Origin of the sequence: Alishewanella tabrizica (assembly GCF_014652375.1) — a bacterium.
GTDB lineage: Bacteria > Pseudomonadota > Gammaproteobacteria > Enterobacterales > Alteromonadaceae > Alishewanella > Alishewanella tabrizica.
Map to the genome: position 1 here is coordinate 358,967 of NZ_BMYR01000001.1, position 12,005 is coordinate 370,971.

General features: G+C 45.3%; 13 protein-coding genes. 3 read left to right on the plus strand and 10 right to left on the minus strand.

Annotated elements, in window-relative coordinates; all coding sequences use genetic code 11:
- Nucleotides 1-31 precede the first annotated feature (31 nt).
- Nucleotides 32-766 carry a class I SAM-dependent methyltransferase gene (locus IE070_RS01655; protein WP_189479778.1) on the minus strand — a complete coding sequence of 245 codons (735 nt, stop codon included), beginning with the start codon at nucleotides 764-766 and terminating at the stop codon, nucleotides 32-34.
- 38 nt (nucleotides 767-804) lie between these two features.
- Between IE070_RS01655 and gloB the strand changes: the two genes are divergently transcribed.
- Genes gloB through IE070_RS01670 form a run of 3 tightly spaced genes read left to right on the plus strand, consistent with a single transcriptional unit; the run spans nucleotide 805 to nucleotide 3,745 of the window.
- On the plus strand, nucleotides 805-1,584 hold the full coding sequence (gene gloB, locus IE070_RS01660) for a hydroxyacylglutathione hydrolase (RefSeq protein ID WP_189479780.1): 780 nt from the start codon (nucleotides 805-807) through the stop codon (nucleotides 1,582-1,584).
- A 55-nt stretch (nucleotides 1,585-1,639) separates the two neighbouring features.
- Nucleotides 1,640-3,253 (plus strand): lytic transglycosylase, encoded by a 1,614-nt coding sequence (locus tag IE070_RS01665; protein ID WP_189479782.1) that lies wholly within the window; start codon nucleotides 1,640-1,642, stop codon nucleotides 3,251-3,253.
- Nucleotides 3,254-3,271: 18 nt separating this feature from the next.
- On the plus strand, nucleotides 3,272-3,745 hold the full coding sequence (locus tag IE070_RS01670; RefSeq protein ID WP_189479784.1) for a hypothetical protein: 474 nt from the start codon (nucleotides 3,272-3,274) through the stop codon (nucleotides 3,743-3,745).
- 21 nt (nucleotides 3,746-3,766) lie between these two features.
- Here IE070_RS01670 and IE070_RS01675 read toward each other — a convergent pair whose 3' ends face one another.
- The 9 genes from IE070_RS01675 to phhA all read right to left on the minus strand — a co-directional run bounded on the left by IE070_RS01675 (nucleotide 3,767) and on the right by phhA (nucleotide 11,975).
- Nucleotides 3,767-3,973 carry a hypothetical protein gene (locus tag IE070_RS01675; RefSeq protein ID WP_189479786.1) on the minus strand — a complete coding sequence of 69 codons (207 nt, stop codon included), beginning with the start codon at nucleotides 3,971-3,973 and terminating at the stop codon, nucleotides 3,767-3,769.
- Entirely contained in the window at nucleotides 3,942-4,814 is an 873-nt protein-coding gene (locus IE070_RS01680; protein ID WP_189479788.1) for a GAF domain-containing protein, read from the minus strand. Before IE070_RS01680 ends, IE070_RS01675 begins: the two co-directional genes overlap by 32 nt.
- A 90-nt stretch (nucleotides 4,815-4,904) precedes the next feature.
- Entirely contained in the window at nucleotides 4,905-5,546 is a 642-nt protein-coding gene (maiA, locus tag IE070_RS01685; protein ID WP_189479791.1) for a maleylacetoacetate isomerase, read from the minus strand.
- 116 nt (nucleotides 5,547-5,662) lie between these two features.
- Nucleotides 5,663-6,682, minus strand: a complete 1,020-nt coding sequence (locus IE070_RS01690; protein WP_189479793.1) for a fumarylacetoacetate hydrolase family protein — start codon at nucleotides 6,680-6,682, stop codon at nucleotides 5,663-5,665.
- A gap of 21 nt (nucleotides 6,683-6,703) precedes the next feature.
- Nucleotides 6,704-7,837: a homogentisate 1,2-dioxygenase gene (locus tag IE070_RS01695; RefSeq protein ID WP_189479794.1), complete on the minus strand. Its 1,134-nt coding sequence runs from the start codon at nucleotides 7,835-7,837 to the stop codon at nucleotides 6,704-6,706.
- A complete protein-coding gene (hppD, locus tag IE070_RS01700; RefSeq protein ID WP_189479797.1) occupies nucleotides 7,830-8,903 on the minus strand; it encodes a 4-hydroxyphenylpyruvate dioxygenase in 1,074 nt (357 codons plus the stop codon). The genes IE070_RS01695 and hppD overlap by 8 nt, the downstream gene beginning before the upstream one ends.
- Nucleotides 8,904-9,131: 228 nt before the next feature.
- On the minus strand, nucleotides 9,132-10,694 hold the full coding sequence (gene tyrR / locus IE070_RS01705; RefSeq protein ID WP_189479799.1) for a transcriptional regulator TyrR: 1,563 nt from the start codon (nucleotides 10,692-10,694) through the stop codon (nucleotides 9,132-9,134).
- A 129-nt stretch (nucleotides 10,695-10,823) separates the two neighbouring features.
- Nucleotides 10,824-11,165 (minus strand): 4a-hydroxytetrahydrobiopterin dehydratase, encoded by a 342-nt coding sequence (locus tag IE070_RS01710; RefSeq protein ID WP_189479801.1) that lies wholly within the window; start codon nucleotides 11,163-11,165, stop codon nucleotides 10,824-10,826.
- Nucleotides 11,166-11,174: 9 nt separating this feature from the next.
- A complete protein-coding gene (phhA, locus tag IE070_RS01715; RefSeq protein WP_189479804.1) occupies nucleotides 11,175-11,975 on the minus strand; it encodes a phenylalanine 4-monooxygenase in 801 nt (266 codons plus the stop codon).
- Nucleotides 11,976-12,005 lie beyond the last annotated feature (30 nt).

The window sequence follows — 12,005 nt, forward strand, 5'->3', positions numbered from 1 at the left end:
CGAGGGTGCGCCCCTATCATGAGGTGTCTTATCAGCTATGTCCAGATCTGGCACTGATGCCTTGTGTCGCCGTGTAACCTCGTTGAACCTGCCATTTTGGTCGAATTGGGGTTAAGGGTAATTCTCGCTTTCTCGCAACTAATAAATAGTTAGCAGCAAAATAGTTAAGATAACGCTCACTAAAGCGCTGCCAGCGACCCGCACGAAACTCTGTTGCTACCATGGCACTGGCAAAAAAACGCTCTTCACTCAGCACTTCAAACCCTACAAGGTGTAACCAATCTTTGATACGCGCGGCACTAAAAAAATGCCCCTGCCAAGGTAATTCGTGTTTTAGCCAAGGTAAAAACTGACACACACCAAGCAAGCTATGAGGATTAAACCCTGTGACGAGTAAATAACCATCGGCCATCAATACCCGATGCGCTTCTCGAATAACATGGTGTGGATCCGCTTGAAACTCGAGACAATGACTAAGTAACACCGCATCAATACTGGCCGACTGGATTGGTAACGCATCAGGCTCAGCTAAGAGCATTGGGCCTATATCAGGCGACGGTGAGACAGGGATATGATGACGCAAACGTGCTGAGGTGGTGTCAAGTTGACAACTTAAATTCCCCACTTTTAGCAAATAATACCCAAAAATTTGCTGCCACCAAGGTGCAAGTTGCTGGTTAATCGCCGCAGCTAAGGCGCTCCCTTGACGAAAGGCTTGCCAGCCTGCAGGCGCAGGAGGATGATTTTCTCGAAGTGCTGGTTTCATGTTAAGCTTCTGACTTTACGTTTATGTAGCATAGCAAAATGATTGAGATTATCCCACTCCCAGCATTTCAAGATAATTACATTTGGGCCATTACCTCGGCGCAATCGCCCTGGTGTATTGTCGTTGATCCCGGCGAGGCGAGCATTGTTGAACAATATCTGCATAAGACTAACAAACATTTACTCGCCGTATTAATTACCCATCACCATGCCGATCATACGGGGGGGCTGCAAGCATTAAAACAACAATGGCCATCATTACGTGTTATTGGCCCAGCGGCAGAAGCGCATAGGATCCCGACGCTAACTGAGCAGGTCGCAGATTTGGATACTCTCACCTTTGCGGAGATGGCGTTAAACTTTCATGTAATGGCAATACCAGGCCATACCGCAGGACATATTGCGTTTTATTCAGCTCCGGTTCTGTTTTGTGGTGATACGCTCTTTAGTGGTGGTTGTGGCAGGCTACTCGAAGGACGTTTTGAAGAGAGTGCAGTTACCATGTACCATTCTCTTGAGCGTCTCGCGTCGTTACCCGATGATACGGCGGTATATTGTACCCATGAATATACCTTAGCTAACTTGCGATTTGCCCATACTGTTGACCCCACTAATCAAGCGTTGATCAGTTACCAGCAATTATGTGAGGTCAAAAGACAAAATGCTCAGGCTACCTTGCCATCAAGTATCGGGTTAGAAAAAAAAGTTAACCCATTTTTACGCTGTAAAAACAGGGATTTGCAGTTGAAATTTAAACAAAATACTGCCCAAGCGTTATTTGCTTGCTTAAGGATGGCCAAAGATCAATTTAAATCCTGACTTGCAAAGATAAGTCAGACAGGTAATATTTGCTTTTTAGATTTGGAATCTTGTAATGACTGTAAGAATCTCTGCCGTAATATTGCTGGCATTTTTAAGCGGCTGTGTCAGCACGACAGGGTCTCACTCAGACAACACCACGTCTGTTCCACCACCTGAAACCCAGCCTGTAAAACCACAGACTATTGCGGCTAATTTTCATCGTAATACTGCTTCGGCTGAGAAAATCGCTGAGCGTCTTTGGGTATCAGGCATTACCGAAGAACAATTACTTGATGCCACCGAAGCTGAAGATTTATGGCAACGCATTCAATCACAACTGAGTTTTAAGGTACCCCAAACTCGCCCTATTATTGAACAGCGTAATTTTTACACCGATAACCAAGCATTTTTAGATCGCGTTGCTGGCCGTGCCCAACCTTTTTTATATTACATTGTAAAAGAGTTAGAAAAACGCGAAATGCCGTTAGAAATCGCCTTACTGCCTATTATTGAAAGCGCTTTTGATCCAATGGCCTATTCCCCTTCCCGCGCAGCTGGCATGTGGCAGTTTATGCCTGTTACGGCAAAACGCTTTGGTTTAAAGCAAAATAGCTGGTACGACGGGCGGCGTGATGTGATTGAATCGACTCAAGCCGCGTTGGATTACTTGCAATATCTGTATAACACTCTTGAACATGATTGGCTAAACGCTATTGCGGCATATAACGCGGGTGAAGGACGTATTATGCGTGCCATCCAAGCCAACAAAAAACGGCGTTTACCTACCGATTTTTGGTCACTCGATTTACCTGCTGAAACTACCGCCTTTGTCCCAAAATTATTGGCGCTGGTCGATGTATTACAACGTCCGGAAGAATTTCAAATCGTTTGGAAGTTTATAGCAAACGAACCTAAAATCGCTGTTGTCGATATCGGCCGTCAACTGGACTTGGCCGTGGCAGCCGACATGGCAGATATGAGCCTTGCTGATTTACAAGCACTTAACCCAGGTTTTATTCAATGGGCCACTGCGCCAGAAGGTCCACATCAACTTGTTATCCCGATAGAAAAAAAATCTAGCTTTACGGCAAAACTCGCTCAAACGCCAGCAGAACGTTTAATGCAGTGGCAACCTTATCAAGTGAAAAGTGGCGATACGTTGGGCGCCATTGCCCGACGTTATGGCATTTCTGTAGAGGCACTTACCCGTTTAAATCAATTATCTAACAACACTATTCGGATCGGTCAAACATTGCTGATCCCTCGGGCGGGTGATAACAGTGCAACTGGCACTGAACTTGCCAAGACCAATACTACCAACGCTGCAAAGAAGCCTAATACGAACAAAATAGACCATACCATCACTCGGGGTGATACATTATGGGATATAAGCCGTAAATACGATGTTACTGTTGCGCAACTTCGTAATTGGAACAAGTTGTCATCTAGTACAATGTTAAAAGAAGGGCAAATATTGCAGATTTGGCAAAACGTAGTGAATAAAAGCGAAGCGCCAAAAATGCGTACGCTAAATTATCGGGTGCGACCTGGTGATTCTTTAGCCAAAATAGCTCAACGTTTTAGTGTATCCGTTGACGATATCGTAAAATGGAATAATATTAACGCCGAACGTTTTATCCAACCGGGTCAACAGCTCATGTTGCTTGTTGATAACAATGCGGTTTAAACGCTAACGGGGCAGGTCATGAAATATTGGGTAGTGGCATTACTGGTTTTTATAGGACAAGCCAAAGCCGATTTTAACTACAACGGTGAGTTACAACTGCACTTTTTAAATGGTAAACAGACCACTAGCCCTTTTATCATGTCATTGACCACCGAAGCCGGTGCCCAGTTGTTCCAGGTTGGCAACCAAACCGCTAGGTTGCCTATGGCGCCACAAAAATATTCTTTAGCATTAGTATTGCAGCGTGATCGCGAAGTCTGGGTCACTGATTTTGCCGAGCAACCTTTACAAGCTTTTACCTTGTCTATTGCTGATTACCAATTACGATTGATCCAGGAACCACAAGCTACGCAAGCCAGAGGACGATACGTACTTTATGTTGGTGATGAAATGTATTTCTTTGGCAGAGGACCAGCACAAATAAACTTTGTGTTCGGACAAAATGGTATCACGGATATTGAAGTTCGGGGCATGTTTAAACCTCGCAGATAGTGATACCCCCCCTAAATCGGATTAATGATGTTCTTTTTGTATTTGCAGTGCAGGCGACAACCCTGACAGCAAACATAACAATGGCGCTAAAAGCATCCACCAAAAATAATCCAATGGAATATTATACCACCAGGCATGGATAGCAGCAGTAACCTGAAACACTAGGCCAAAACACCCTGCATAGCATAATAATCGGTTAAACCAGCGTTTTGGTAGATGCAATTTCATGCTTATCCTGCCGCGTGATATTAACTAACATACGAGAAAACACGCCTAATAAAAGCCGCTCCTGTTCGCTATAGTAATGATGTTGCTTTACTGAGTCAAAACCTACAAAACCTAACAGCGCCTGTTCAGCTACAATAGGCAGTGTGAGTAAACTTTTGATGCCTTGGGGCTGCAATATCTGTTTTAGGCCGTCGCCTTCAGGTAACGAAGGCACATCAGGTATATACATTTGAGCACCGCGCTGATGTGCACTCACCCATTGTGGAATGGCGGCTAAAGGCACTTGTTGCAAACTTTCACGCTCTGGCACAATGCCATTGGCACACCATTCATAGGTATTAGAACACGTGTTGTGCTGAAAATCATAATCGAAAATATATACCCGATCTGCCGATACGGCCTGTCCAAGCTGAGCTAATGTTGCATTGATAAGCACTGGCAAAGCAGTAGGCTCTACACCAATAAAACGCGGAGCGACCTCAAGCAATAAGGTGGTTAGCGCATCGGGTGAAGACCAGCTGTCTGTAACCATTGCCGGCGCCGATATCACATTACTCACATTGGGAATTTGGTGCAACGTGACTAACAGCAAACCACTTTCTGGCGCATAGCAATGTACTTGATATTGCAAAGCCGTGTTAGGTGATAGATAAACAGCACGCAAAGTGTAATCATCTGCTTGGCTGGTTTGTAGCGCCGATTGCGTTAAGCCAGTGACCACGCGAAAAACCGCATTCGCATCAACAAATTCCGTTTTGCCTAAACGGTCAAAGGGCCCACGATACAGTGCACACGCAAAAGGCGCTTGGCGCCACCATGAAAAATAATCGTTCACAGACATCCTATGTTATTGAACAAGACAAACCTAACCCGAAACAGAGCAACAAATTCCAGTTATTTAGCGTAAATCTTATTGTAATGCAATAGCGTGCTAACGTTCGGCGTCGGGTTGTTGCTCTGGTGCAGCGAGAACAAAGGCAGCAAGCTGCTGACAATGTTGGTAAATTCGGCTTATGTTTGGATAAGGCTGCAGCGATACGTTAAACCGCAACGCATTATACACTTGAGGTACCAAACAAATATCAGCAAGTGAAACCGAGTCGCCATAACAATATTGCCCCGCTGAGAGCGCCAAACGTTGCTCTAATGCTGTAAAGCCTACCGCTAACCAATGTTGGATCCACGCTAATTTTTGTTGCTCAGTAAGCGCCAATGGCCCAGTAAGATACTGTAAAACACGCAAGTTATTTAACGGGTGAATATCACAAGCAATATCTAAAGCCATTGCTCTGACATGGGCGCGAGCAAGAGACGCTTTCGGCAGTAAGGCAGGTGCTGGATAGGTCTCGTCTAAATATTCAATAATGGCCAGCGATTGATTAAGCATAACATCATCATCTTCAAACACAGGCACCAGTTCCGAAGGATTCCGTTGTTGAAAATCGATATGATGTTGTTGCCCACCGTCCCGAAGTAGATGTACAGGGATGGTTTCAAAACCTAATTGTTTTAAATGCAATGCAATACGAACGCGATAAGCGGCAGAAGAACGCCAATAACTATGAAGCTTCATCTCATACATCCTTGAAACCGGCCTGCAGCTTGGCTCGCTGCAGACCCTGTAACCCAATTACGCTGCTTACCATGTTAAGTAACCACTCGAGCCAACGTAATCAACCAAAGAATAGCTTATTGTTGACGATACTCGATGACCTGCTGATCGATGGCGCCAAAAATACTTTGCCCCTGAGGATCGAGCATCTCCAGACGAATGCGATCGCCGAACTGCATAAAGCGTGTGCTTGGCTTACCATCGCGAATGGTTTCAATCATGCGGATCTCGGCAATACAGCTATATCCCACGCCCCCTTCAGCAATCGCTGTACCGTAGTCTGTTCCTTGCTTATTCGAGACCGTACCTGAACCTATAATGGCTCCTGCCCCTAAATGGCGAGTTTTCGCAGCATGTGCAATCAGCTCACCAAAATGGAACGTCATATCAATACCTGCATTGGGTTTTCCAAACGGCTGCTCGTTATAAGTAGACAGTAATGGCAAGTGCACCTTACCCTCACGCCAGTGCTCTCCCAACTCATCGGGCGTCACGGCCACCGGGCTAAAACTTGACGCTGGCTTTGATTGAAAGAAACCAAAGCCTTTCGCTAACTCATTAGGAATAAGGCCACGAAGCGAGACATCATTTACCAACATAATAAGGCGAATGGCGGCTAAGGCGTCACTGGCTGAACAGCCCATTGGAACATCATCCGTAATGATCGCAACCTCTCCCTCAAAATCAATACCATGCTCAATACTAATTGCTTCAATGGCATCACGCGGGCCAATAAAGGCATCCGAACCACCTTGATACATCAGCGGATCGGTCCAAAACGTTTCTGGCATTTCTGCATTACGCGCCTTACGAACTAGCTCCACGTGATTAACATAGGCACTGCCGTCGGCCCATTGAAAGGCACGCGGCAAGGGGGCTGCACAGGCTGCAGCCACAAAGGGTTGTTCGCCGTTCACTGTGCCAGCATTTAAGGCTCGATACACGTCACGCGCTTTTGGGGCAAGTGATTGCCACTGATCAATGAGGTTTTGCATGGTGCTGGCGATCTGCGGGATAGCGACACAACGCTGTAAATCACGACTTACTACCACTAACTGACCATCACGGGTCGCATTTTTTAAACTTGCTAACTTCATGTTTTATCCTTAATCGACCGCTTATGCTTTAACTTGCCAGCTATTAACATAGGCTGGATTTTCAGTAGTTAGTGCCGCGTCACCAACGACTAAAGCGTCTCGGGTATCTAACATTACGGCCACTTCATCAGTGAATTTTTTTCGGTATTCTCGACCTGCTTGAAACGCTTTCGGGTGCGGGCCATGCGTAAAACCTGCTGGATGAAAGGTCACCATGCCTTTTTCAATATTATCGCGACTGAAAAAGTCGCCCGCATGATAGAACAGCACTTCATCATAATCGTCATTGTTATGATAAAACGGCACTTTTAATGCACCAGGATCGCTTTCAATTGGCCGCGGCACAAAAGTACACACCACAAAACGTTGCGCAACAAAGGTTGTGTGAGCTGAAGGCGGCAAATGATAACGATGACTCATCAACGGCCGAATATCTCGCCAGTTAATACGCATCACGGCTAAATCGCCATGCCAACCAATCGCATCCAATGGATTGTATGGGTAAGTGATCAGCGACACCTGATTATGGCGTTTGACTTCAACTTGCCACGCTGTTTCACTATATTGAGCCTGAAAAGCCGCATCGATCTTTGGTGTGTCAAGCATAGCGGGATCAAAAATAGCGTGATTACCGACTAACCCTTTTTCGGGTAATTGATAGCTATCATTGGTTGCTTCAATGAGCAACACAACCATGGGTTCAAGCGGTTCCAAACGCCACATAGTGGAACGTGGGATCACCACATAATCGCCATCACGTAATGTTAAATGCCCATAATCACAAAACAGCTCAGCGCGACCTTCATGAATAAACAACAGCTCATCACCATCGGCATTGCGTGCTAAACGTGGCATATTTTCGTTTAAGCGCCAGGTTCGAAATTGACAATGCGCATTATGTAATAAACTCGGAACAGACCAAGGCGAGGCGCTGGTGTTCTCAGTCAACGCATTAAAATCAAATAAGCGCGGCCTTAATGGGCCTTGCCAATCGCTCCAACCGGTAGGCGCATGTTGATGATGGAAATGTGTAGCCGGACCAAAAAAACCACTGCGCCCTGCTTCACGTTCATAAATTGCCCGCTCTGGAAAATCGGCATGGGCTTGCCGAGAAATATCGCCTTCTTTTAACGGAAAGGATGCCCATTTACGCATTGCTTAAGACTCCGCGTTGAATTTGATCTTCTTCGATAGATTCAAACAAGGCTTTAAAATTACCTTCACCAAAGCCCTCATTACCCTTACGTTGAATAATTTCGAAGAATACTGGACCAATCACCGTTTTAGTGAAAATCTGCAACAAAATACCGTCTTTCATCGGCGCGCCATCAATTAAAATACGCAGCTCACGTAATTGTTCCAGATCTTCAGTGTGTCCTTCAACGCGCGCATCAACTTTATTGTAGTAGGTTTCTGGCGTTGGCATAAATTCCATACCGCGCTCACGTAAGGTGCGTACAGTTTGGTAAATATTGTCTGACGTTAAGGCAATATGTTGAATACCTTCGCCTTTGTATTCACGAATAAACTCTTCGATTTGTGATTTATCATCTGATGATTCATTAATCGGAATACGAATCTTACCGCAAGGTGCTGTCATGGCTCGAGACACTAACCCCGTTAGTTTGCCTTCAATGTCAAAGTAACGGATCTCACGAAAATTACCGATCTTCTCATAAAAACCAGACCATAAGTTCATATTGCCGCGCATAACATTGTGCGTTAAATGATCCAACACTTCTAAGCCAACGCCATGACGCGACATACTGACTTGCCAATTGTCATAGTATTTGAAATCAATGTCGTACACTGAGCTTGCACCATAACGATCTACAAAATACAGCAAACTACTGCCAATGCCGTACACGGCTGGAATATTCAATTCCATTGGACCAATTTGATTTTTATATTCTTTAGCCCCATTTGCCAATGCATGTGCCAACGCAACAGCGGCATCTTTTACTCGGAATGCCATCGCACACACCGAAGGACCATGTTTGCGGGCAAATTCTTCGGCCTGTGAATTGGGCTCGGCATTAACAATAAAATTGATATCACCTTGTTTGTAAAGCCAAGCTTGCTTCGAACGATGCTTAGCCACTTCGGTAAAACCGAGCGAAAAGAACAGATCTTTTAGTTTTTGAATGCCTTCAGCATCGGCGGCAGTATATTCTACAAATTCAAAGCCGTCGGTACCCAGTGGATTAATATGATCGGTCATGCCGTTACTCCTGTCGTATCTACAAACGCATTGCGTAATAATGACGATATGATGCGCCAGCGCCAAAAAAAAGAAAGAGTCGTTTGTGTAACAGCCTGAGGCTGCAAGATGCGCCTAAATGTACATTAAGTCATACAAAAAGGGCGTTTTTTTACTTTCACAAAAGCAAAGGCCGCCAGACGTGGCTGGCGGCCTTTGCAAAGTACAGCTTTTCGCACGAATTCGTACTTAAATCTTTACGCTCTTGCGGTTAATACCGTAATCACGCAACTTATTTGCCACAGCGGTATGACTTAAGCCTAACTTTTTCGCCAACTGGCGTGAACTTGGATAAGCAGGAAACAGCTTTCGCAGCAAATTAGCTTCGAAATGTTTAACCGCCTCATCAAGAGTGCCATCAAAATCTTGTTCAAGGTAACCAAAGTCACTGGTATAGCTGGGCAATTGTAAGTGATGCTTATCCAGCTCACTGCCATCCAACAAGGTTACGGCACGATATAACGCATTCTCCAATTGGCGAACATTACCAGGCCAAGGATATTGTTGTAAAAACTGGCAGCAACCTTCGGTAAGCTTTGGCGGCTTACGCCCCAAACGTGCGGCATAACGCGCTATAAAAAACTCGGCAAGTGGCACCACATCTTGTTTGCGCTCGCGCAGAGGCGGTAAATTAAGTGTAAGGACATTTAGCCGGTAAAATAAATCTTCGCGGAACTTATGTTCTTGCACCATCGTTGGCAAATCTTTTTGGGTAGTACACAGTACGCGTACATCTACCCGCACTTCTTTTTCCTCACCCACTCGTCGAAAACTGCCGTCTTGTAAGAAGCGTAATAACTTTGTTTGTAATTGATGCGACATTTCACCCACTTCATCAAGGAAGACCGTGCCGCCATTAGCTTGCTCAAAAATGCCTTTTTTACCTTCTGTCGTGCCAGGAAACGCATTTGGACCATACCCAAACAACTCCGACTCAGCCACATTGTCGGGCATTGACGCACAAGGTACCGTTAAAAAGGGTTTGGTATGACGGCTACCGGCCGCATGGCACGCTCGCGCCAGTAACTCTTTGCCCGTGCCGGTTTCGCCCATAATTAAAATAGGTGCATCCAATTGCGCCATACGTCGCGCTTCACGCACCACTTTACGCATAACATTGCTGCTAGCTTGAATACTGTTAAAGCTTTCTTGATCACCTTTTTTAAAGGCAATCATATGCTGCCCCAACCGGCTCTCTGATTTCAGATTAATCACAGCGCCCGCTAAAATTTCATGGCCGTTCTCATCAGGCACTAATACCGGCAAAATATCGGCAATAAAACGCTTATTATGAATTTCAAACCGGCGCGTTTGGGCCAGAACATCGTCGCCCTCTAACCAGCGTAAAAAATTAAAGCCTTTAACCATCCCTTGCAGCGACTGTCCGGCAATATCTTCGCGTACGACAGATAACGCCTCCAGCGCCGCATCATTTATTACCGTCACATTGGCTTTTATATCGATCGCAATAAGCCCATCAGGCAATGTCCGAAGTAAGGTTAATAACTCATTATGCTCGCGTTCAGAAGGCATAAAGGCCGTCGTTTTGACATCCTCTACGCCATTGATGCGCCGCATCTTGGCCATCAGCTCTTGAAACTGCTCAAAATTCACAGATGGAAAGGAAACATAAATTTTGTTTAACGACGGATCAACTTCAATACCTCTTAAATCCAGTTTATAACTTACCAGGATATTTAAGACTTCTTGGGCTAAACCCAGTCGATTTTGACAGAGAATTTCTAAACGCATAACCGCCTTACACCTTTGGCAGAAGAGATGCAGCATGATACGGTAAATGAGGAGAAACAGACCAGACTTTTTGTAAACAAATATGAACAAGGCGTTCGGTAGGCTAATCAGCCTACCGATTAGGGGATATTAACTGGCTAACAAGGCATCCGTTTTAGCGGCACAAATAAAATCATTTTTATGCAGCCCTTTAATGGAATGCGACCACCAAGTAACTTTGAGTTTACCCCATTCCAGTAATAATGCAGGATGATGCCCTTCGGCTTCAGCCATCTCAGCGACTTTGCCATGAAAAGCCCATGCTTGCTTAAAGTTTTTGAATTTATATTCCCGCTCCAATTGTAACACTCCCTCGCGCACCACAGGGGTCCAATCGGGCAGTTGTCGCATTAGCTCGGGCAGCTCAGCGTCTGATACTTTAGGCGCATCTGAACGACAGGCCTCACATTGCATTTTGGTTAATTCGGTCATGCCTTAATCCTAACTTGCTTGTTTTTCTTTAGGGGGGAATTTGGGGGCATGTAAGCCCAACGCTTTGGCTTGGTTTACCAATGCCATCATATCAAGTTTCGCTGCATCAAACAGGGTATCAATATGATCTAACGTAAAGTAAACCGGTTGCATAATATCAATCCGATAAGGGGTGCGCAGCATCTCTAGGGCATCAAACGGCAAACGTTCTGGTACGTCTGATTGTAAGGCATAAAGCGTCTCACCCGGCGATGATAAAATACCACCACCATAGATTCGTAGGCCATCTGCCGTATTCAATAAACCAAACTCAATGCTAAACCAATACAAACGCGCTAAATACACGCGATCTTGTTTACTTGCAGCTAACCCTAGCTTGCCATACATATGCGTAAACTCAGCGAAAGCAGGATGGGTTAGCATGGCACAATGACCAAAAATCTCGTGAAAAATATCAGGTTCTTGCAGGTAATCAAATTCTTCACGGCTTCGGATAAATGTGGCCACCGGAAAACGCTTATTGGCTAACAATTCAAAAAACTTATCAAAACTGATTAGCGCCGGTACTTCTGCACACTCCCAGCCTGTCGTAGCCCGCAACACACTGCTCACTTCGGCCAGCTGCGGTATGCGATCGCGTGGCAGTTGCAGCTTGTCCAAGCCTTGCATAAACTCTGAACACGCCTTTCCTTCCACAACACTAAGTTGGCGGCTGATTAATTCATGCCAAATTTGATTTTCTTCAGCACTCCAGTGGATGATCCCGTTGGCATCCGACTGACGTGACACATATTTACTGGTCTTAGTCATACACTACCTGTTGGTTTAACAAGGCGGCTA